The organism is Heyndrickxia vini (assembly GCF_016772275.1).
Taxonomy (GTDB): Bacteria; Bacillota; Bacilli; order Bacillales; family Bacillaceae_C; genus Heyndrickxia; species Heyndrickxia vini.
This window is the reverse complement of the sequence record NZ_CP065425.1, coordinates 3,395,860-3,418,658: the sequence shown is the minus strand read 5'-3', so window position 1 is coordinate 3,418,658 and position 22,799 is coordinate 3,395,860. Positions and strand designations below refer to the sequence as shown.

The following is a 22,799-nucleotide window of genomic DNA, read 5'->3' as shown; positions in this document are numbered from 1 at the left end:
AGAACAGTATGCCAATATTTACTTTGTAATGAACAATAAATTGGATAGCATCCCCCTGAAAAAACACGGTGTTTTTTTCAAGGGAGGAGTATGCCCATTTTTCTCATTACAAAGGAACCAAGCAACCCTGTAGTCTCGATGCGAGAGGAGGTCCTTGTGTAGGATCTCCTATTTAATTTTTCCATTTAATTTTATAATGCGCGCTGCAAGTTATCCAAATAGATGCTTGCGTTCCTTTATCTTATTAAGAGGTGAAGGATTAATGTTAAATATAACTTTCCACTGGAAACTTTCTCAAATATCAGAACGAGCTGTAAAGAAGCACTGCAAAATGTGTAGAAAATTATCAGTTTTTTCGGACACCAATGTGCGAAGGCATAATGCAAACGGAAAAAGCATATACAAATATGCAATTTATAAATGTGAAAAAAATCATACGTGGAACAAAAAATTAGCTGTTTATAAATCGTTCACAGAGCACGTTGCTGAAATGGAGGAGCAGAAGGAAGAATCTTCAATTTTGTCAGCCATTCCAATAACCAGCTTAGTGGAACAAGGAGTAAAGGTGATACACATTGTACTAGAAGATGTGATAGGAAAACATCGAATTGATAAAGTACTTGCAAATCAAATTGAGGATTGGACTCGTTCACAGATCATAAAAAAGATTGAAAAAGGAACGATTCAATTAAATGAACAAGTCACTAAACCAAGTTCAAGATTGTCAAAGGGAGAACGCATTTCCATTTTCATTTGACGAAAAACATTTAGCACCAGAAATAAACTTTAATATTAGTGAAAAAGGTATTTTAAATTATTCAACTTACTGGGGCATTCCTTTAAAAAGGGATGCCCTTTTCCTATTGAAGGAATGAGCGGGTTAGTTGAAGATTATGGTAATTAAAGCTTTTTTTATGTTAAAGAGACAAATTACTTCAACAAAGATTATGCCTTTTTTATGCAACTTATCTCCACCTAAACTTAGAGGAATTAATTGCTTTTCACTTACGATTAAATGCTCCATTTGGAAGGTATTACCTCCGTTTTTGTAGAAAGATAAAAGAAAAGGGGGATTTATAATGGAAAATCAAGGTTTATTTTTAATTGATCAAAAAGAGGGTTTAAGTTTGGAATTTAGCAAGCTATTATCCATGATGGATTATACGAGGGTGACGACGTTGGCGAAAGGTGGTATGAGATATGAGGATCAATAGAATAGATCATGTGAGTATAAACGTAAATGATCTTTCAGGGGCTAAAGCTTTTTTTCTTGATTTAGGTCTTGAAGTGCAAGCGGAATGGGAATTGGATGGAGAACAGTTGGACAGAATAGTTGGGCTTAATGATGTTAAAACTTCATGCGTAGGATTGGGGATGCCAGATGGGGAGGTATGGATCGAGCTAGTCAAATTTTATTCGCCGTCCGATGAAAGTAATATTCTGCAACCTTTTGCAAATACGCTTGGTATCCGACATATTTGTTTTAATGTTGAAGATATTGAAGCTATTGTTGCAAAGTTGAAAAAGAAGGGTACAGAAATCTTTAGTGAGATACAGCAATATGAAGAAAGTTATAAGTTATGCTACGTTCGTGGTCCAGAGGGAATTATTTTAGAGTTGGCGGAGAAAATCGGATAAATATTGAATGGAAGTTAAATGATTTATATCTCCAACATTAAGATTCCTTCATAAACTATCAAGGGTATTCTTTTATAAGGGATACTCTTTTTATTTCAAGTAAAGGGAAGAAAGGTAAAAGAAGGAAGAGTTAATAGGTAAGAAGAATAATAGGAGAAACCGATTAAAAAGGAGAAAATGATGAACTATATCCAGTCACTTAGAAGTATTATTGGTACGAGGCCAATTATTGCTCCTGGCTCAGCAATAATCGTGATAAATGATAAGAATGAAATATTATTGCAATTACGTTCAGACACACACGATTGGGGAATTCCTGGAGGGGGTATGGAGTTAGGGGATAGTTTTGAAGTGACAGCTAAAAAAGAACTATATGAAGAAACAGGACTTATTACCAATCACTTGGAAATAGTAGGAGTAGCTTCTGGTAAGGAGTTTTATTATAAATTTCCTAACGGAGACGAGATATATAATGTCACTGTTATATTCAAGGCTTTGGATGTAACCGGAAAAATAATAAAGGATGAAGAAAGTTTGGAATTAGCTTATTTTCCCTTAGATTCTTTACCCAATTTAAACTATACTACTAAAAAAATTTTAGAAATGATTGGATTCTTAAAATAGTAACGTGTCATCAGTTTTTTCTATTTTTATTAAAGGGGCAGGATAAATGAACAAGGAATTTCGTCTTGAGGGAGAAAATCGATTTATGGGGGAAACATATTGAATAGAATTGAATTTATTCGGAATGAAGAGAAGAAGTATCACGATTTTTGCTATGATAACTATCAATTATTTAAAGAAGGTTCTTGGCTACATAAACCAGTTAAAACTGTAATGGACCTATTGCCTTTATTTAGTAGTAAAAAGAATATAAATGTTCTTGATTTAGGTTCCGGGGTAGGTAGAAACAGTATTCCAATTGCAGAAACAATAAAAGATAAAAACGGTAAAGTTGTTTGTGTGGATTTACTAGACTCGGCATTGTGTAAGTTAGAGAAGTATTCAAAGATATATAATGTTGAAGAAGTGATTCGACTGGAAAAAGCTGATATCGAGAACTTTCAAATACAGCCTAATGAGTACGATATAATTATTGCAGTGTCTACATTAGAACATGTCAAATCAGAAGAAACTTTTGAAAGTGTAGTCCGAAAAATGGAAGAGGGTACGAAAAGGAACGGAATAAATTGTCTTATCGTTAATTCAGAAGTTGAAGAAAGAGATTTAGAAACTAACAAAAAATTAGATGCCTTAATGGAATTAAACCTTTCGACGGAAGTTATGCTGAATAAGTTGGGTAGTATTTATACTGGGTGGGAAGTGTTAAAAAACATGGTAAAACCGTTAGAGTACAACATTATTCGAAATGAAAGACCTGTATTACTAAGGACCAACGCCATAACATATGTTTTGAGAAAAAATATTGGATAATTCTTTGACTAGCATGGTCAAGAGTTAAAGAAATGGGGTCGCCACGGTGCTCTTTTTTTGCTCGACTAAAGGGATGTTATTGGGTTAACATCCTTCTAAAATCGAGAATTGTTTGTATTTAATAGCAGTCATCATGTCTTTTTCCAAAATCACTTTAGATAAGTCAATATTATTTATATTTGCACTTGCAACAGTGTAAGGTATTGACGTTTGCTACCTCTTTTCTAATGAGAAGCTTCCGCTATTTGACTTCTACCTTCTATCTGATTTATCACTTCAGCTACCTCACAAACTTCTTCAACCAACTTATTCTAATTGTTCTAAAGGGATCGTTTAACAAACGAGTAACTTTAAACAGGATAATTTTGTAATTATGTAGAATACCTTAATTGGTAAATGAAATGGAGGGTAAAATGAATGAGGAAACCAAGTATTCTTGTTCTTGGTACTGCACATTTAAGTAATCCCGATAATGGAGATTTATTTAAGATAAAAACGGGTGACATTTTCAGCGAACAAAAGCAATTAGAAATAGCAGGAGTGGTTGATTCTTTAAGGAAGTTCGAACCAACAAAGGTTGCATTAGAAATCTTACCGGAAGATAGTGAATATATAAACGAAACTTATAACGACTTTCTACTAGGTAAGTATGAATTAACTAGAAATGAGTATCATCAAATTGGTTTTCGATTAGCAAAAGAAGTGAATCACAAGGAAGTATTTTGTGTCGATTGGAATAGTTCTGACCCGGATATTCCCGATATAGAATTATGGACTAAGGGACACAGTTCAGAAAAATATAAGCAAACTATAAAAATAGGCGAAAAGGTATTTGCAAAAACTCAAGATTTTTTAAATAACCACTCCATCAGAGATTCCTTATTATATCTTAATCATAAAGAGTTCAATAATGAAAACCAAAGATTTTATATGAATCTTGCCCTAGTAGGTGATAATAGCAATCCAGTGGGTGCTGTATGGACAGCTAAATATTGGTATTATAGAAACTTAATCATATATAAGAACATAGTTGAACTAATTGAATCGGATACAGAAAGAATTTTTGTTCTATACGGTGTAGGACATCTTCATTTACTTAATCAATTTTTAAATGAAAGTGGACTTTTTAATGTTGAGAAGGTTGAAGATTATTTATAACCGAAAGGTGTTCTAACAGATAGCGTTTCGATGATAATATAGCGGTAGATTAATGGGAGAATAAAAATATATTCTTTTAACGTTAGACAGGGGTGAAAAAATTGAAAGTAGCCTATTTACAGCTTGCTCTATCAATGGCTTTTGTGGGAGCTAATGTAGCGGTTGGGAAAATTATTGTTAGCGATGTCCCTATATTTCTTTTTTCCGAAATAAGATTCTTGATTGCTCTACTTTTTTTAGTGCCTATGTTATTAATTAACCGACAAAAGCAAGCGCTACAGCTGAAGAAAAATGAATGGGGATTTTTGTTTCTACAATCGTTTTTTGGGGTTTTCTTGTTTAGTGTTTTGATGCTTTATGGGGTTCGGTTTACCTCGGCTACCGCAGCCGGAATTATAACGAGTACGGTTCCAGCAGTGATAGCCATATTGTCGTTTATATTTTTAAGAGAAAGGCTGTCCATCTCTCAAACACTTTCAATTTGTCTTGCAGTATTAGGAATTTCTATCATTACCTTTCAAGCAACCCCATCAAATACAGAAGGTACGCCATTAGCACTAGGCAATATCCTTGTTTTTGGTGCTGTTATATCAGAAGCCTTGTTCACTATTTTAGCAAAAAAACTATCAGGTGTGCTTACTCCAATTCAAATGGCCGCCGGAGTCAATATCATTGGATTTCTTCTATTTCTTCCTTTTGCAGTGAGGGAAGTTACATCGTTTAACCTTTTAAATCTCGGGTGGTCAATCTGGATACTCATCTTCTATTATGCAATAACAGCAAGTGTACTGTCATTTGTTCTTTGGTATTGCGGTGTGGCGAACGTAAAGGCCAGTGTTGCGGGGATTTTTACGGGTTTTATCCCAATATCCGCAACACTTGTAGGTATTATATTGCTAAAAGAACCTTTTGGCTGGAATCAAGCTATCGGAATCATGAGTGTCTTAGGAGCAATATTTCTCGGAACAAGAAATAAGACAATAAAAAGAAAGGAACAACATACTCAAAATATTTCATCCTAAATACTAGTCTTACCTATGTTTGTTTTTCACCAAATGTATGATTCTTTAACATGAATTGTGCCCGTTCTTACGTTTTGAGAAATACACATGTAAATTTTTTGGACATCCGATCCACCCTTACCTTTGAATGAGAAACTTATATGCGGATTTTCTTACCATAAAAAAATAGTAAATACTTTGAAACTATACGACATATAAAGTGATGAATCCTGTGTAACAGAAAATGCATAAAAGTCAATTCTTGAAAAAGAACGTGCGTTCTCTTATATTAGTATCTATAGAGCTTATAAATGAATTAAATTCGTTTGAAGGTAGGTAGGTATAGAGTGAAGATCGACACACCCAAGATCCCTGAAGATCTAACGGAGAGAAGATTTACAGATATTTTTTACGAAGAAGATCCGGAATTCGAAATGTGTATGATTACCGATTCAGAATTTGCCAACGAAGTATTAGAGCGAGTGCGACTATATAAAACAGTGATCAAGAATTGTAATTTTACAAATACGGATTTTAGCCGAATTGATCTTACCGATGTGCGCTTTGAGAATTGTGATTTATCCAATACTAATTTGGGCAATGCCTCAATGAATCGAGTTGAATTTCTTAATTGTAAGTTACTTGGCAGCAGCTTAACAGAGTCTTATATTGGTAATACAAGATTTAGGAAATCAATTCTTAATATGGTTGCGTTCGGTAATTCAAAACTTGAAAAGGTGATTTTTGATGAAGCTGCATTAGAAAGCGCTGACCTTTTTAACTGTAAGCTTAAGAAAGTAGAATTTCTCTCATGCAATCTTAATGGCGCGAGTTTTGAAGGGACACCATTAAAAGGAATTGATATAAGCTCATCCGATTTTGACTCATTAGTTGTTTCAATAGAAAACCTAAAAGGATGTATGGTATCAACGTCCCAAGCGATAAAATTTGCTTCGTTATTAGGTCTAAATATCCGACAGTAGTGAAATTGGTATATCCCCTTTACAGATTTTAAGTGATTAAAATAGCTTAATATAACTATAAATTAAAAATTAAAAGGCATCCTTTGGGGTGCCTTTTAATTTGGAAAAAGAAGGTGAGCTAATGAAATTTACTAATCAATTAAGTTAGATTTCATTCAAAAGTTATGATGAATGTTCATCGATAACGATAATGGGTTTAGGCTTTATTTTGTCTCACACAAACTAAGGACAATTGGCAAATATGAATGTAAAAAAAATAGTTGGATAATATAAATATGAAAAATAAGTAATTTAGAAAAAAAGGTAGGTAGCTATTCAAGATGATTCGATTTCGAAAGAAAATGAAGCAATTAGAAGAATCAAGTGAAGAGTCAAAAGATGTAATAAAGGGAGTATTATCGGATGACCTTCAATATTTGAAAGATACCTACAAAGATTGTTATGATGTTGTATTTCATTTTTTTGAAACAAAAGAGCAAAAAAGCGCTGTAATCATCTATATACAAGGCTTATCGAACATAGAAGAAATTAATGAGAATGTGATCAAACCACTTTTATTAAATAATTGGACTACAGATGCACGATTCTTAAAGATCCCCATTTCTGAAATTAAAAATAATACAACCTACAATGATTGTATTCAAGCAATTGGTTCAGGCCAGCCATTATTAATGATAGATGGAGAAAAGGTAGCATTATCATTAGGAATAGTGAAATCGGAGACTCGTAGTATTGAGGAACCAGTTGGCGAATCTGTTATTCGTGGTCCGCGTGAAGGATTTATAGAAGCCATTTCGGTAAATACTTCTTTATTACGGAGAAGAGTTCGTAGTCCCCAAATGAAAATGCAGCAATTCACTATTGGAAAACATACACAAACTACAATAGTTATTGTCTATATTGAAGGATTAGCTAGCATCGAGTTAATTGAGGAATTGAAACATCGATTGGACAAAATCGACATTGATGGAATATTGGAAAGTAGTTATATAGAGGAATTAATTGAAGACTCTCCAATTTCACCTTTTCCACAGATACTTTCGACAGAAAGGCCGGATACGGTTGTAGCCAATATACTTGAAGGAAGGGTGGCCATAGTAATTGATGGAACACCGTTTTCGTTGATTTTACCTGTAACCTTATTTTCCTTTTTACAATCAGCAGAGGATTATTATCAAAGATACTTTATTAGTACCATGATAAGATGGGTTCGATTTTTATTCTTTTTTATATCCTTGTTACTCCCATCCTTTTATATTGCACTCGTTACTTTTCATCAAGAGATGGTCCCGACTGTTTTACTTATATCGATGGCATCAGCTAGAGAAATGGTCCCATTTCCCTCGTTAATAGAGGCACTTTTTATGGAAATTACTTTCGAGGCTCTGAGAGAAGCGGGTGTAAGGCTGCCAAAACAAATTGGTTCGGCAGTAAGTATTGTGGGAGCACTTGTAATCGGACAGGCTGCTGTTCAAGCAGGAATTGTATCACCGGCCATGGTTATAGTTGTATCTATAACCGGAGTAGCATCATTTATGACTCCTCGCTATAATTTGGGGTTTGCTATCCGCATTTTACGTTTTCCAATAATGATTCTTGCTGGAACATTAGGAATTCTTGGTATTATGCTCGGTATATGTGGAATTGTCATTCATCTATGTAAACTTCGCTCTTTTGGTGTACCTTATTTATCAACATTAGCGCCCATCCATATGGATCAACTTAAAGATACACTCGTTCGTGCCCCAATTTGGAAATTAAATACACGCCCACGATTAACAGGAAAATATAATAAATATCGCCAATCTAAAAATCAAAAACCTAGACCACCGAAAAATGATTAACCACAAAATGCATTTGGTTAGAGGAGGAGCTAATGTTTAGAGTAGTTTTATCCTTATTTTTAAGTCTATCTTTATTGAGTGGTTGTGGAAATAGCAGGGAGCTTAATCAATATGCGATTGTGTTAGGAACTGCCATCGATTTAACAGAAGACGGAGAGATAGAATTATCCGTTCAATTTTTAAACCCCGAAGCAGGGGGAAATATTAGTGGGGGTGGTGGGAGTGGCGGCGGAGGAAATGGGAGTTTTTCGATAGTACGAACGGGTAAAGGTTTGACAGTTTCCGATGCTGCATCTAAGCTGCAGGAATTAATCCCTCGAAAACTTTTTTGGGGACATTGTAAAGTCTTTGTTTTTGGTGAAGGGTTGGTGAAGGAAGGAATAAGTGATGTGTTAGATTACATTGTAAGAGCTCCTTATACTCGTGAACAAGCAAAATTATTTGTTAGCAAAGGTGATGCAAAACAAATTTTATATGTTCAACCTCCTATGGAAAAGGTGTCATCAAGAGTGATTCGTTTATTATCGGAGTTAAATATATTAATGTCAATCACAGTGATTGATTTTGTACAAATGATGATAAGTGTTTCAAATGATTCATATCTTCCGTATGTTGATATTTTACCACCTAATTCTGCCTCGGAAAGTGGACAAGAAACGGTACCATTTATTACAGGGACAGCTGTATTAAAACATGGAAAATTGGTGGGCGTGTTAGATGATAGACTTACACGGGGTATAATGTGGATGAAAAATGATATAAAGGATAGTCAAGTTGTTGTAAAGAATCCTTTAGGAAAAGGGAGCATAACTTTATCTCCATTTCAAGCTACTACTCACCTTGTACCAATTATCAAGAATGGTCAGTGGAAAATAATTGTTAAAAGTAGGGCAAAAGGAGAAATTATCGAAAATGAAACAAATATTGATCTAATGAATCCACAGATTGTTCGTATAGTAGAAAAGCAGATTGAAAATGACATAAGCAAGCGTATTCAAAAGTCGTTTAACAAACTGCAAAAGGATATGAATGCAGATATAGTTGATATTGCTGAAACATTTGAAAGAAAATATACTAATGAATTTAAAAAGGTAAAAGATCATTGGGATGAAAAGTTTAAAAATATTCAATTGGAGATTGATGTTGATGCACATATTACGGGTCCAGGATTATTCACAATTCCTGCTAATCATTATAAATAAAGGTGTAAGTGTGGTATAAAATGATTTCTGTACAGATTATAGGACTTTTTATTTTGGTTTTATTTTTTACATTACTTCAATTTCCTTTTTTAAAACAAAAGCAAAAAAAGGATATTAGTGCATATTTCCTTTTTACATTGGTGGGGTTAGGATTAGCCACTTTACTTATAATTAAACCGGATTTACCTGGCCCTACACAATTAATTCAAAAGCTGTATCCGGATATGATAAAGAAAGAATAATGGTTCGTGAAAAAATGAAAGAACTTTAGGAGTGTTCAAAGTATGCCGGGAAAAATAAGAATTTCATCCATTCAAATGGCAGTCGTAATGTATCCTACTATAATTGCCACAGGTATAATTAATTTACCTTTGCTTACAGGATATGTGTCAAGGAAGGATTCTTGGATTTCCCCTATATGGGCAACTTTGATTGGGTTTATTTCTGTAATTGTTGCTTATCAATTGAACAAAAAGTTTCCTGAGAAAACGTTCATTCAATATACCGAGGATATTTTAGGTAGGTTTTTTGGCAAAATTACAATCTTTTTTTATTTATTATTTTTTCTTCATTTTAATGGAATTGTTATTAGAGAATATACTGATTTCGTTTGGGGTACTTTCTTTAATCAAACTCCGGCCCTATTAATTACCGCTATTTTACTTCTGTTTTGTGCATACGCTGTTCATGGTGGATTAGAAGTTATTGTTCGAATGGGACAAATTTTTTTTCCGCTATTTACAATACCACTTTTTTTCTTCTTATTTATACTATTGATTTCTATGGAGCCCCATAATATCGTGCCGATAATGGAAAATGGTATCGTTCCCTCTTTAAAGGGTTCTTTTATCCTTTCTTCATGGTTTTCCGAAATGTTTTTAATTGCCTTTTTTCTTCCCTATCTTAAAAAAGGAGAAAGAGGATTAAAGTGGGGAATGTATACAACAATCGCTATAACAATTACATTAATAATGGTTAATCTTGTTGTATTACTTGTTTTAGGCGCTTATTCCTATTATGCTTTAAATCCTTTATTAACAGCGGTTAGATATATTAGTCTAGGGGAATTTTTTGAACATGTAGAAGCTGGTTTGTTGGCCATTTGGATTTTAGGAACATTTGTTAAAGTAACTGTTCTATATCATATCGTTACTCAAGTGGCTTCTGGATTTCTAAATTTAAAAGATGATAAGGTGTTAATATTTCCTTTAGGTTTCTTACAATTAATTATGTGTTTTTGGGTTTCAAAAAGTTTTCAGGAACTTTCGAGTTTTTTTATGAATATATTACCGAGTTATTTTATTACATTTTTAATCGTAGTCCCGTCTCTTCTTCTCCTTATTAGTACAGTCAAAAATAAACTGCAAAAAAAGAAAACTTTTTCTTGAAAAGTAATGATAGTTTATACTATCGATTAGGAGGATGCTATGTATAAACTATTAATCGTTGAAGATGAAATGAATATTGCGAACACATTAAAGACTCATTTTGAAAAATATCATTATAATTGCCATATTGTTGAGGATTTTGAAAGGGTCTTTGATACATTCCAAGAATTCCAACCTCACCTCGTCATAATGGATATTAATCTCCCCGCCTTTGATGGCTATTATTGGTCTCGAAAAATTAGGCAAGTTTCAAATTGTCCCATTACTATACTTTCTGCCCGTATGAGTGAGTTAGATCAAGTGTATGGTATTGAGAATGGGGCGGATGACTTCATAACAAAACCTTTTTTAATGGATGTAGTTCTAGCAAAAATAAATGGACAAATTCGTCGAGTTTATGGGGAATATGCGAAGGATTCGCAAACTCGAATGGTGAAAGAGGGAAATACAACTTTAAATTTGGATACTGTTCGATTATTTACACCCGAACACGAAACAATATTAACAATAAAAGAACTTCAATTATGTTCCGTGCTTTTTGAAGCTTTCCCGAATGTTGTAACGAGGCAGCAACTACTGGCGGCTATTTGGGATGATGAGGCATTTGTCGAAGAAAATACACTAACAGTAAATATCGTTCGATTACGCAAAAAATTAGAATCTATTCATTCATCATTGGTAATAACAACTATTCGAGGGATTGGCTATCAATTAACGGAGAAAAGTGTATGAAGCTTTTTTTACGTGATCATTTAAGCTTTATAATTCTTTACATGATAACGATGATTTGCTTGCCAATTATCATTCATCGACTAGATGACTTGGGCAATCATTATGCCTACTATATTTTTTTAGCTATCATTTTATTAGCCATTCTTCTTTTATTTCGATATATCCGACGCAAAAAAATGTATGCACATTTGAAAGGAAAGGGAATAGGGGCAGATGATTTTTTGATTCACCTTCCCCAAGCTCCTGTTGAAAAGGCATATGCAAATCAAATGCGGTTCATTCAGTCTCTTTTTCTTTCAAAAGAGGATGAACACAAAGAATTCTTACATGAACAGCAACTAATGATTTCCCAAACTGTTCACCAAATGAAAACACCGCTTTCCGTCATACAATTACTTATACAAACGAATCAATTAAAAGAAACCAGTTTACTTTTAGAATGGCAAAAGGTAAAAAAAGAATGCGATAAAGTGAATTTCTCTTTAAATCAACTATTAACTTATAGCCGATCATCCCAATTATTAGCTGATTTAAAGATTGAAGCGATATCTTTAAAGAGTATCGTCCAAGAAGTGGCTAACGATTTAAAAGACTACTTTATTGAGATGGAGGTATATCCTAAGAGTGCAATCGAAGAAAATATCTTCATTTACTCTGATCGTAAATGGCTTAAAGTTGTTATCTATCAGCTATTAAGTAATGCTGTCAAATATGGTGAAAAGAAATCTTTCGTTCTCATTCACTATGAAAATGGTCAATTGTGGATCAAGAACAAAGGCGAAACGATACCGGAAAGTGAAATTAACCGTGTATTTGAATTGTTTTACACTGGAACAAAGGGGCGTATCCAAGGTGAAGCGACTGGTATCGGACTATATTTAGTTAAAAAAATACTTTCTACTCTACATCATCCATACAAGTTATCCTCTGCTCAAAACGAAACAATCTTTATGATTGATTTTTCCGGAAATATAGACGGCTGCTAAATAAGGTAGCCGTTTTTGTATATGACAAATTTGTCATATTGCTGTCATGTTCAAAGATTTTATGGGAAGAACGGTTTGTTTATACTAATTGTATGAAAGAACACCAAGGAGTGAAACCGTAATGACAGATACAATTTTAAATGTACAGCAACTACAAAAAGAATATACTGGAGAAATCACATATAAGGCATTAAAAGGCATCGATTTTCATTTAGGGGAGAAAGAGTTTGTTGCGGTGATGGGTCCCTCTGGCAGTGGGAAAACAACCTTTCTTAACTGCATTTCCACCATCGACCGCCCTTCGAATGGGTCAATCATAATCAATTCAAAAGATCCGTATAAATTAAATGATGATGAATTAGCAAAGTTTCGACGTACAGAATTAGGCTTTGTATTTCAGGATTTTAACCTTGTCAACACATTAACAGTAGAGGAGAATATATTACTTCCTTTAACACTAGATTCTGTAACTGAAAAAGCAATGAAACAGAGTTTAGAGGAAGTCGTTGACTTTTTAGGGATTGAGGAAATATTAAAAAAGCGCACATTTGAAATTTCTGGGGGACAGAAGCAACGAGTGGCGATTGCAAGAGCGGTTATTCATAAACCCAAATTATTATTAGCAGATGAACCGACTGGAAACTTGGATTCTAAATCTGTGAATAGTGTTATGACGTTATTTGAATCAATAAATAAAACCTTTAATACAGCCATTCTAATGGTGACGCATGATGCCTACGTTGCTAGTTTCGCCCAGCGTGTTATCTTTATACAAGACGGTATTCTCTATAATGAGATACATCGCGGCAAAAACAAACAGCAATTTTACCAAGAAATTATGGACACACTCACATTTTTAGGTGGTGGCCAGCATGAATTTTAATCATATTGTTGTTCAAAATATTTTACGTGATAAGTCGACATACATTTCCTACTTTTTAAGCAGTGTGTTTTCTATATTAGTTTTTTTTCTGTTTTCAATTACAGCTTTTCATCCAAGGATGGCGGAATTGGATACAACAAGTTCACTAGGGATTACATTGATGCTTGCTAGCTTCTTTATTTATATTTTTTCTTTTGTTTTTATCATCTATTCGTTGTTCGCTTTTTTGAAAAAGAAAACGAAAACGCTAGGTACTTTTATGATGATGGGTGCTGCCATGAGACAAATCCGACAAATGGTATTTAGAGAAAATATGATTATTGCAGGTGCAGCGATTATCACAGCTATTGTGTGCGGGCTTGTTATGGCACCATTATTTTTAATGATTGCCAAAAGGCTATTACGCGCGGAAATCTTTGGCATGTATGTCCCAATCCAAGCCATCCTGCTAACGATTGTTTTATTTTCTCTTCTATTCCTGATCATTACTAAATTTATGACACGTATGATTAAAAAAGAAGAAATTGTTCACCTATTAAAAGCAGATATGACACAGGAAAAGCTGATAAAACCTGCACCATTTAAACTGATACTATCCATCATCGTAAGTGTAATCTTACTTTTTTCTGTGATAAAGGAAATGAATTGGGTGGGATCCCTTGGAATTCTCTCTTACATTGCGTTATTTATTAGTTTATTACTAGCCATTTACTTTACAATCACACAAGGAATGTTAGTAGCTATTCGTTTATGGCAAAAGCGGCCATCATATTTTAGAAAAACCAATATGCTTTTTGTTTCTAACCTAAAGGCGAAAGGACGTTCACATGCCCATATCATTTATTTATTAACAATCTTACTGTTAGGTTCCTTTTTATGTACAAGCGTACTTTACAGCTCTTACTACAATGTAAAGGAAAATACAGAATCATTATATCCTTATAGTTTCCAATATACTTCACTCCCGGGTAACGTATTACAAGCAAAGAAAGATATAACATTTATCGAAGCTACCTTAGATGAAGCAGGTAATTATGAAGCATATTATTCTTCCTTTAAAACCGATGAAAAGCGTAGGATTGCTTTTATGTCCGTTTCGAAATACAATCAACTTGGCCAGCATAAGCCGATAACGTTAAACGACAATGAGTATTTTGTTGCAGCTGGTAATGAAGGTGTTCAACCTAACAAAGAATCCATTCATGATTATCCTTTTGGAAACCTTGAATATACGGGTATAGAAAAGAGAAATATTTTATCAACTGGATTACAAAATGTATATTATATCGTTCCTGATAAAGTATACAAGTCGATTGGGTATCCTGAGTATAAAGTATTTGCTTATGAATTAGATGATTGGACAAACAAGGTCCATGTGGCTAACACGATTTTATCAAAGATTTCGACTAAATCTGATGTACGCTTAATGGCTTCCAAAATTGAATTATATGATACTGAGAGGTTTGTAAAAAGCATTATGTTCTTCATCGGTTTTATGCTTAGTATGATTTTTATGAGCGCAGCAATGAGTATTCTTTATTTTTACCTCCAAACATCGCTTGCAGGAGAAAGAGAAAAATATTCGGGCATAAGAAAAGTTGGTTTTTCCATTAAAGAATTAACATCTGTTGTGACAAAAGAGCTGACTACCCTAATTTTTATCCCGTTTATAATTGCAGCTTTTATATTATTTGCAACGTTGCTCGGCATGCATAACTATATCTCATTGGCATTTTATCAACTAACAGCCATTGGCTTAAGTATATTTTTACTACTCTTTATAATAAGCTTTTTCTTTATTCGAAGAGGTTATATAAATAAACTTGTGAATTAACACTGTCAAAATTTTTTAGAGTGCGAGGATTTTAATTTTATCGCACTCTGTTTTTTTATTTTATAACGAGCCCTCACCTGCAGGAATTGGCACACAGTATAGCACGTGTAAAAGAAAGTGCCGAAAAGTTGGGTTCCAGTGGCGCTACTCTATTTATTATCCATAACGACAAAGTCGTAACAGAGTCTTACTTTTGTTCTAACAATTTCTTCAAATTCCATCTGTATCCACAAAAAATAAAAACATGTAAATTAGAAAGATCTAGCACAATTGCTAGATCTCAATTTTGAAAATTTTGGCTTGTTTTACAGCTTTAAGCACAGCTAACTTACGTTTAGTGATAATTTCTTGAGATAAATAATTGAATGATGGGAAGAAGTATAATGGAAATGCAAAATCCTAAGAAGAGAAATAGATTACCAAACTCATTACTATGATTATAAAGAAAACGATCAGTAATCCACAAAAAGAAAAGTAGGGTGGTTAAAATTCGATATCCAATAACTGAACTTTTATTCACAATATATTTTCCCAGTTCATCCTGTTTTGCCTTCTCGTCATTTCTCCAGGTAAATAACCGAAATATTCCTGCAAGAATTATAACAAGCATGAATACATTTCCTTTCGTAAGGAAATCCCCATTAATCAAATCCTCCCACGTAACAGCAATATAAAAAAGGAGTGCAAATCCAATGATAATCCATCCAGTAAACATCTTCCCCTTTTTTTTCACGTTATTCATCCTCCTTATACAAAAATAAAATTTCCATTGAAACATCCAATTTTCTGGACAATGAAAAGGCCAAAGACAGACTGGGATCATACTTATTGTTTTCGATTGCGTTAATTGTTTGTCTGGAAACTCCACATTTTTCTGCTAAATCTTCTTGAGACAGTTTTTTCCTTTTACGAATTTCTTTGATACGATTTTTCAAAGTATTATCACCAACTAATGTCAAAGGTTTTTTACATATTTAGTTTATGATGCGCTTCTCAAATTGTCAAACATATTTTACATTTAATCGAAGCCTATTTCAACAAGAAGGAAAAAACAAACCGCAAGTTGAAGTATAGAAGTTATTATAAACGGTTAAAGGGGAGATAGGAATAAATGGAGTACTATAAATATTTACGACAGTATGTAGGACATAAACCTATTATTTTACCAGGTTCTGTAGTTATCATTTTAAATGAACAAAATGAGGTGCTAATGCAAAAAAGACACGATGGTTATTGGGGGTTACCGGGCGGTTTAATGGATTTAGGAGAAAGTTTTGAAGAGGTAGCAAAAAGAGAGGTTTTTGAAGAAACAGGATTAGTAATAGAAAACCTAAAACTACTTAATGTATTCTCTGGTTCTGAATATTACTTAAGGGTTCCAAATGGTGATGAATTATATTCGGTAACAGCTGTTTATTATACTAGAGATGTAAGTGGAGAAATGAAGATTGATTACAGCGAATCAGAAAAAATGCAGTATTTTTCTATGAATAATTTACCAAATGAATTAACTGATGAGTATAGAAGGTTTATTGAGCAATACATAGATTTTGAAAAAAAGAACTTAAGTTAAATGCAGCTTTTGTTTAAGAATGAAGTATTATCTGTTAGACAAAAAGGAATGGCTCCAAAATTGAGTCATTCCCTTAGACCATCTAGAATACAACTTACTTCTCAATCCTTAAGTAAAGTAAATGTGCCTTGCAAATGTGATAAACACCGATGAAGTGGTACAAAACCTATCAAATCCATCAAAATCAAATCAACTTCAAGTTAAGTAATTTATTAGTCATTTTAGGATTTTAACATGAAATCCCTTCTTTGCTGATTGCTTTCACAATGTTTTACCCTACAATGGTTTTGGTGCATTAATTTGTTTGTCTAAGTTTAATTCTAGTAATTGACCGGCATGAACCAAACCAGAACCAAAACCGTACAAAAGAACCCGGTTTCCATTTTTAACTTTCCCCTCACGAATTCCAAGATCAAGTGCTAAAGGAATAGTTGCAGCGGATGTATTTCCGAAGTTCACTAAGCTGTAAAGCGTTTTTTCCATTGGGAATCCTAATTTTTCGCAAATCGGTTCGATTAACCGTAAGTTTGCACTATGAGGAATAAACCAATCAACTTGATCTAAACTTGATTGCGTTTTTTCTAAAATTTGTTTTACACTCTCAGGAACATTTCTTACAACCCATCGAAAAACTTCCCTACCGTTTTGCACCAAATATTGAGTGTCGATTAATTCAATCCCATTGACTTTTTTGGATAGACCAGGACGGTATACATGTTGTGCTCCACTTCCATCACTTCCTAAATGGAATCCGATAAAACTTTTCGATTGTTCGTCCCTTTCAACTAATACTGCACCAGCACCATCACCAAATAAAATGCATGTACTTCTATCAGCATAATCCGTTATTTTGGAAAGTGTATCCGCTCCAATAACAAGTACCTTTTTGTGGAGTCCGGAAGCAATGAAGGTATGAGCAGTATGCAAAGCATAAACAAATCCTGCACAAGCCGCACTTAAATCGATGGCACCTGTTTGAGCAATATTTAAACGGTTCTGTATGATACTTGAAACAGAAGGAAATGGAAAATCAGGAGTACTTGTGGCAACGATTATCATATCTACATCTTCGACAGTTTTATCGTACCTATGCATTAGATCTTTAATGGCAGCCTCGCATAAATCACTCGTATACTCATCAGGACGACTAATTCTGCGTTCATGGATTCCTGTTCTTTGGATAATCCAATCATTATTTGTTTCAACCATGTGTTCAAGATCAAAGTTTGTTAATTTTTTTTCAGGTACATATGTACCGATAGCAGTTATTCTCGTTCCTATCATAGTAACCACCCCTAATTTAGAATTATTACCTGGTACTAATATCTAGTACCAATTATAACAATTTTTATTATTAAAAATCAATGTTAATTCTTTTTTCAAAATACCACTTGACTTGTGTTTAAAAAGGCTCTGTTAAATTTTAATGTTTCAGTAAGTGAAAAAAATAGAACTCCCAGTTTTAAGGAAGTTCTATTTTGTAATATAGTTTTATTCAATCAAAGTACCCATTTACTTGAAACATTTTTCACGATTTTCCCTCTAAATCATCAATTCTCTTTTCAAGTACTTTTACTTTATTACTACTAGTCAATGCTGTCGTAAAAGCAACAAGTCCGAAAGTAAATCCCATAATTCCGAATGTGAACCCCATAATTCCGAAGACTTCCACACAATACCCCCTTTTTTAAAACTTTACTCTAAATTTATTTTATTCCTCAATTCTTCTGCCGTGTTGAAGAAGAAACGATGTTTATATCGTGAATATAGTTAATGTAAGCGTATCACAAATTTCCGAATTTTGTATTAAATTCCCTCTAATAATCAAGTGATTCATCGTGACTACATTTCTAGATATGACCATGAATATTTTTTTGCTAATGAACACCAAGTCCTCTTGGATTCGATATTTTTTCCAAATAGAACAGGAAGTTAAAGTAAACGTATAGAAATAAACTATAAGCGTGTCAGAAATAATAACAAGGACGTGATCAGGATTAAAAAAATTCATGAAACACAATCAGATAATCAGTTAAATAAAGACGTAAACGATGAAAGGATATATACACCAATCGAAGATTTACAAAAAATAGAATCCGGAGGGGTATTTAAAAGGAATAGTTATGATACTAGTAAGTTCCCTAAAGGAATTAGGTATGTAGGTTATTTTTTATTTGGGGGTCTTTTTCTAATGGTTTTAGTAGGGATCACCATAAGTTTTATTTACAATTAATCGAATGAACGTGAAATATAAGTGGGAAAGGAGTAATCGATGCAAAAATATATATTATTAGTCATCCCAATTTTCTTTTACAAAAATAATATTTTATATTTTTCTGTGGAAAACATGATTAATTTAACACTTGTATTGATTGGCTTGATTTTTATTTTAAGGCATACTACCTTAAGGAACTTCTTCGATTGGATCATAGGGATTTGTTTTATGATTTACTTTTGTATAGTATACTCCAAAACTATTTACTTAAGAGGCTTTATTTTTGAAACTTATCATTTCTCAGTAGATAACGTGAAAACCTTTTTTAATACGGTTAACCTAATACCAATTAAAGGTATTATAGATGTAATGAGCTCTCCTACCGCATTTTATCAAATTTTCGGTAATATCATCATGCTTGCCCCGTTTGCATTTGCAATGCTCTACTTTAAATGGACAAGAAGTTATAAACAAACGATTTGGTATTCATTTATTTGTGCAGTTGGAATTGAACTCATACAGTTCTTTCAAAGCTCATTTTATTCATTATTTGAAATTGGCTTAAGAAGAAGCACTGACATTGATGATATTATTTTAAACACGATAGGTGCTCTATTTGGAATTGGATGCTACTACATTTGGTCAAAAATAGCAATTCGAATCAATATCGGGAAACATGATATACCTATTTGACCTCTGTTATTCGTTTTAAACGTTTTTTGATTTTATAGATATTTTTCCATACGAATATCTCCCCATAACTTATCTTTCCAATATGTAAAATCTTCAATACGACCAATCTCTTTGTATCCCATCTTCTGATAGAGTCTTTGGGCTTGATTATTAAATTCAAACACACCTAATTCAATGCGTTTTAATCCTTGCGTTTTAATTTGCTCTTCCAAATATTGAATGGCCTTATAACCAATCCCTTTCCCTCTTCCTACAGACTCACCGATGGTAATACCTATCCATGCAGTTCCAGGTTCTTTTTTGTAAAGATGACTTGGATCAACCATATAATTTATTTCACCGATCAATTGCTCGTCCATGTAAATTAAGTAGATGTGATGGTTTTCCAAGCGATTTGTTAAGTCATCAATGGTCAAATTTTCTCTACATTCCAATTCTGATTTGTTTTTGTTTGGTCGTATCAATGGGATTAATGCTGGATCATTTTCCCACTTATTTAATGTCTTTACAATGGTTTCGGTCGGTTCGATTAATTTTATAAATTGTATCGTCATTGTGCATTCCTCACTATTATGTTAAAGCCCTCAGTTTGTTGAGTACTTTTTTTCTTTTATTTTAACATAATATATTTAACATTCGTTATCTTCAACAAGGTAGCTAAGAGACATTTTTTTAATTGAAGAAATCGTATCTTTTTAAAGGTTATTATGCTAAAATTTAATTGAAAATTATAAATTTTCGTTTTATAGATAATCTCTTAAAGGGGGTAGATCGTATGAAATACAATAAACATGTTAGCGTGAAAAATAGAAAAGGGAAGACGGCTAACTAATTATATACAGCGTTTTCCCGAGAATTGAAAGGGGAAAATCATTTGAATCAAACGTTATTAATTATTGATGCCCAGCAAGAATTAATTGATGGGAATGAAAAGGAAAGTGCTGTTTTCAATAAAGAGCAGCTCGTAAGAAATATTAATTTAGTGATTGAAAAAGCAATAGAGGTAAATGTTCCAATTGTGTTTGTAAGGGATGTTGACGTAGCTGAAGGGAAAGGAGAAGGTTTTCAGGTTCACAACGCAATTAATGTTCCCTCTGATTCAAAAATTTTCGATAAAGCGGCAACAAATTGCTTCCATGGGACTGGACTTCTTTCTCATCTGCGGTCACAAGCGATTGAGCACATCGTAGTTATGGGATGTGCAACACAATATTGTATAGATACTGCAGTTAGAACTGCCACAATTACTGGATTTGATGTGACATTAGTCGGTGATGGACATTCAACAACAGATAATGATTGTTTGAGTGCGGAACAAATCATTAAGCATCATAATCGTACCCTTCATGGGCACTACAATGTTGAACATTTTTCAATGGTTAGAGATGCGGAGGAAGACTTGTTTCATCCGACACATGACTCGTATCGAGAATAATATAATCTATTCTTTTTTTATGATTTGGTTGCCAATTGGCAGCCTTTTTTATTTGAGGCAAGGTAACTCCATTAATCTTTATTCATAATTTTGGTTACTAATTTTTATGATCCACAAATCGAAAATCTGCAGTATAAAAAGGAGTCAATGATCCACAAACGAAATTGTATGATGCACAAACGGAGATTCATGCGGCACAAACAAAATTGTATGATCCACAAACCGAAAATCCACTGTATGAAAAGGAGTCGATGATCCACAAATGAAATTGTATGATGCACAAACGGAGATTCATGCGTCACAAACAAAATTTTATGATGCACAAACGGAAAACCAGCAGTATAAAAAGGAGTCGATGATCCACAAATGAAATTGTATGATGCACAAACGGAGATTCATGCGTCACAAACAAAATTGTATGATCCACAAACGGAAAAGCAGCCTAAGGCCAACACAGTTAATCCGCTGCAACAAGATCATCACTTATATCTAAAATCAGTTTACTATTAGCAGTGATTAATTTCGGCTTACTTTTATTTACAAAATAGCCAAAATAAGAAAAACGGCCTCCTTCCATCACGGAAGAAGGCATACTTATTAAATCGTTCCCCAAATATCGCTAGCAATTTCAATTACATGTTTAATTTTATTCCACTGATCTTCTTCAGTTAATACATTTCCTTCTTCCGTGCTGGCAAATCCACATTGAGGGCTTAATGCTAGGTTTTCCAAAGGAATATATTGACTAGCTTCTTTTATTCTTTCTTTGATTCGATTAGAATCTTCCAGGTCAGAGAATTTTGAGGTGATTAATCCAAGTACAACGGTTTTGTCATCACGTGCGAAACTTTTTAATGGCTCAAAATCGCCTGAACGATTATCATCATATTCGAGGAAAAGTCCATCGACGTTTAAGTTTGCAAATATGGCATCGGAAATCGTATCATATCCGCCACTGGTAATAAAAGTAGATCGGAAGTTACCTCTGCAAATATGCATTGTAATCAACATGTCATTAGGTCTCAGTGAAATGGCATCATTTAAACAACGTACTCTCGTATCAATGATGTCTTGTACATCCATACCGTGTTTTTCAACAACTGCTTTGATTCGTTCTTCCGATACAAAATCAATCCACGAAGTATCATCTAATTGCAGATATCTGCAGCCGGCATCATAGAATGCTTGAATGGCTTTTTGATAGGCAACAACAGTATCTTGATAGAACTGCTCTCTGTTCCCGTTATAATATTCATCACCTTGAATTCTAGTGAACAACATATTCGGACTTGGTATGGAAAACTTGGCAACTTGGCTACCATCTCCGTATTTATCTACAGCTTCTTTTAAAAACTTAAAATGTTCGAGCATATAATGATCGTGGAATTCTACTTTATCGACTACTTTAATGGCATTATTTTTCGGCTGCGCTCCTTTGAAGTTATTAATATATTCCGCTTCAAACAGTTCAACACCATTTAAACCTGCTAAAAAATCTAAATGCCAATAAGAACGTCGAAACTCCCCATCAGTAATGGATTTAAGTCCAACCTCGATTTCCTTTTGCACAAGTTTCTCAATTTCTTTATCTTCAACAGCTTTTAATGCAGCTTTATCGATTTCTTCATTTGCAAAAGCTTTTCTTGCTTGTTTAATCGGCTCCGTTCTAAGAAAACTGCCTACATGATCAGCTTTAAATGGAACTTTCGTTAATGTCTTTGTCATAAAATAAATCCCCTCTCAATTTAAAATAAAAAACCCTCTTCACATAAATAAGAAGAGGGGGAGTTTCCATAACCG

At 33.6% G+C, this 22,799-nt stretch carries 25 protein-coding genes; 19 read left to right on the top strand and 6 right to left on the bottom strand.

Annotated elements, in window-relative coordinates:
* The first annotated feature begins 262 nt into the window (after positions 1–262).
* From I5776_RS17110 to I5776_RS17040, 16 genes are all read left to right on the top strand, one after another.
* Positions 263–757 carry a S4 domain-containing protein gene (locus I5776_RS17110; RefSeq protein WP_202777540.1) on the top strand — a complete coding sequence of 165 codons (495 nt, stop codon included), beginning with the start codon at positions 263–265 and terminating at the stop codon, positions 755–757.
* Between the two features lie 322 nt (positions 758–1,079).
* The gene (locus tag I5776_RS21645; protein WP_281397258.1) at positions 1,080–1,214 is read left to right on the top strand and encodes a hypothetical protein; all 135 of its coding nucleotides are present in this window, start codon (positions 1,080–1,082) and stop codon (positions 1,212–1,214) included.
* Positions 1,201–1,638, top strand: coding sequence for a VOC family protein (locus I5776_RS17105; RefSeq protein WP_202777539.1), 438 nt, complete (start codon positions 1,201–1,203; stop codon positions 1,636–1,638). The genes I5776_RS21645 and I5776_RS17105 overlap by 14 nt, the downstream gene beginning before the upstream one ends.
* 180 nt (positions 1,639–1,818) lie before the next feature.
* A complete protein-coding gene (locus tag I5776_RS17100; protein ID WP_202777538.1) occupies positions 1,819–2,262 on the top strand; it encodes an NUDIX hydrolase in 444 nt (147 codons plus the stop codon).
* Between the two features lie 99 nt (positions 2,263–2,361).
* Positions 2,362–3,072, top strand: a complete 711-nt coding sequence (locus tag I5776_RS17095) for a class I SAM-dependent methyltransferase (protein ID WP_202777537.1) — start codon at positions 2,362–2,364, stop codon at positions 3,070–3,072.
* A 417-nt stretch (positions 3,073–3,489) separates the two neighbouring features.
* Positions 3,490–4,230: a DUF5694 domain-containing protein gene (locus I5776_RS17090; protein ID WP_202777536.1), complete on the top strand. Its 741-nt coding sequence runs from the start codon at positions 3,490–3,492 to the stop codon at positions 4,228–4,230.
* Between the two features lie 101 nt (positions 4,231–4,331).
* Positions 4,332–5,252: a DMT family transporter gene (locus I5776_RS17085; protein ID WP_202777535.1), complete on the top strand. Its 921-nt coding sequence runs from the start codon at positions 4,332–4,334 to the stop codon at positions 5,250–5,252.
* A gap of 326 nt (positions 5,253–5,578) precedes the next feature.
* Entirely contained in the window at positions 5,579–6,214 is a 636-nt protein-coding gene (locus tag I5776_RS17080; RefSeq protein WP_202777534.1) for a pentapeptide repeat-containing protein, read from the top strand.
* A gap of 320 nt (positions 6,215–6,534) precedes the next feature.
* Positions 6,535–8,058 carry a spore germination protein gene (locus I5776_RS17075; RefSeq protein ID WP_246483826.1) on the top strand — a complete coding sequence of 508 codons (1,524 nt, stop codon included), beginning with the start codon at positions 6,535–6,537 and terminating at the stop codon, positions 8,056–8,058.
* Positions 8,059–8,090: 32 nt separating this feature from the next.
* Positions 8,091–9,260: a Ger(x)C family spore germination protein gene (locus I5776_RS17070; RefSeq protein WP_202777533.1), complete on the top strand. Its 1,170-nt coding sequence runs from the start codon at positions 8,091–8,093 to the stop codon at positions 9,258–9,260.
* A 20-nt stretch (positions 9,261–9,280) separates the two neighbouring features.
* Complete coding sequence (locus I5776_RS17065) at positions 9,281–9,502, top strand: hypothetical protein (protein WP_202777532.1); 222 nt, start codon at positions 9,281–9,283, stop codon at positions 9,500–9,502.
* A gap of 42 nt (positions 9,503–9,544) precedes the next feature.
* Complete coding sequence (locus I5776_RS17060) at positions 9,545–10,648, top strand: GerAB/ArcD/ProY family transporter (protein WP_202777531.1); 1,104 nt, start codon at positions 9,545–9,547, stop codon at positions 10,646–10,648.
* A gap of 39 nt (positions 10,649–10,687) precedes the next feature.
* Positions 10,688–11,380, top strand: coding sequence for a response regulator transcription factor (locus I5776_RS17055; protein WP_202777530.1), 693 nt, complete (start codon positions 10,688–10,690; stop codon positions 11,378–11,380).
* Positions 11,377–12,366 carry a sensor histidine kinase gene (locus tag I5776_RS17050; protein WP_202777529.1) on the top strand — a complete coding sequence of 330 codons (990 nt, stop codon included), beginning with the start codon at positions 11,377–11,379 and terminating at the stop codon, positions 12,364–12,366. The genes I5776_RS17055 and I5776_RS17050 overlap by 4 nt, the downstream gene beginning before the upstream one ends.
* A gap of 121 nt (positions 12,367–12,487) precedes the next feature.
* Positions 12,488–13,249 (top strand): ABC transporter ATP-binding protein, encoded by a 762-nt coding sequence (locus tag I5776_RS17045; protein ID WP_202777528.1) that lies wholly within the window; start codon positions 12,488–12,490, stop codon positions 13,247–13,249.
* Entirely contained in the window at positions 13,239–15,083 is a 1,845-nt protein-coding gene (locus I5776_RS17040; RefSeq protein WP_202777527.1) for an ABC transporter permease, read from the top strand. Before I5776_RS17045 ends, I5776_RS17040 begins: the two co-directional genes overlap by 11 nt.
* Positions 15,084–15,417: 334 nt before the next feature.
* On the opposite strand, the gene I5776_RS17035 is transcribed toward I5776_RS17040, so the two are convergent.
* The gene (locus I5776_RS17035; protein WP_202777526.1) at positions 15,418–15,816 is read right to left on the bottom strand and encodes a DUF2178 domain-containing protein; all 399 of its coding nucleotides are present in this window, start codon (positions 15,814–15,816) and stop codon (positions 15,418–15,420) included.
* A gap of 1 nt (position 15,817) precedes the next feature.
* Positions 15,818–16,018, bottom strand: coding sequence for a helix-turn-helix transcriptional regulator (locus I5776_RS17030; RefSeq protein WP_202777525.1), 201 nt, complete (start codon positions 16,016–16,018; stop codon positions 15,818–15,820).
* A 176-nt stretch (positions 16,019–16,194) separates the two neighbouring features.
* Between I5776_RS17030 and I5776_RS17025 the strand changes: the two genes are divergently transcribed.
* Positions 16,195–16,656 (top strand): NUDIX hydrolase, encoded by a 462-nt coding sequence (locus tag I5776_RS17025; protein WP_202777524.1) that lies wholly within the window; start codon positions 16,195–16,197, stop codon positions 16,654–16,656.
* Between the two features lie 276 nt (positions 16,657–16,932).
* Here the strand turns inward: I5776_RS17025 and I5776_RS17020 are convergent, their stop codons facing one another.
* Both I5776_RS17020 and I5776_RS17015 read right to left on the bottom strand, forming a co-directional pair.
* A complete protein-coding gene (locus I5776_RS17020) occupies positions 16,933–17,940 on the bottom strand; it encodes a ketoacyl-ACP synthase III (RefSeq protein WP_202777523.1) in 1,008 nt (335 codons plus the stop codon).
* Between the two features lie 244 nt (positions 17,941–18,184).
* Complete coding sequence (locus I5776_RS17015) at positions 18,185–18,328, bottom strand: hypothetical protein (protein ID WP_202780898.1); 144 nt, start codon at positions 18,326–18,328, stop codon at positions 18,185–18,187.
* A 600-nt stretch (positions 18,329–18,928) separates the two neighbouring features.
* Between I5776_RS17015 and I5776_RS17010 the strand changes: the two genes are divergently transcribed.
* Positions 18,929–19,564, top strand: coding sequence for a VanZ family protein (locus tag I5776_RS17010; protein WP_202777522.1), 636 nt, complete (start codon positions 18,929–18,931; stop codon positions 19,562–19,564).
* A gap of 32 nt (positions 19,565–19,596) precedes the next feature.
* Here I5776_RS17010 and I5776_RS17005 read toward each other — a convergent pair whose 3' ends face one another.
* Positions 19,597–20,118, bottom strand: coding sequence for a GNAT family N-acetyltransferase (locus tag I5776_RS17005; protein WP_202777521.1), 522 nt, complete (start codon positions 20,116–20,118; stop codon positions 19,597–19,599).
* A 320-nt stretch (positions 20,119–20,438) separates the two neighbouring features.
* On the opposite strand from I5776_RS17005, the gene I5776_RS17000 reads away from it, so the two are divergent.
* Positions 20,439–20,999 carry a cysteine hydrolase family protein gene (locus I5776_RS17000; RefSeq protein WP_202777520.1) on the top strand — a complete coding sequence of 187 codons (561 nt, stop codon included), beginning with the start codon at positions 20,439–20,441 and terminating at the stop codon, positions 20,997–20,999.
* A 597-nt stretch (positions 21,000–21,596) separates the two neighbouring features.
* Here the strand turns inward: I5776_RS17000 and I5776_RS16995 are convergent.
* A complete protein-coding gene (locus tag I5776_RS16995) occupies positions 21,597–22,724 on the bottom strand; it encodes a 5-methyltetrahydropteroyltriglutamate--homocysteine S-methyltransferase (RefSeq protein WP_202777519.1) in 1,128 nt (375 codons plus the stop codon).
* Positions 22,725–22,799 lie beyond the last annotated feature (75 nt).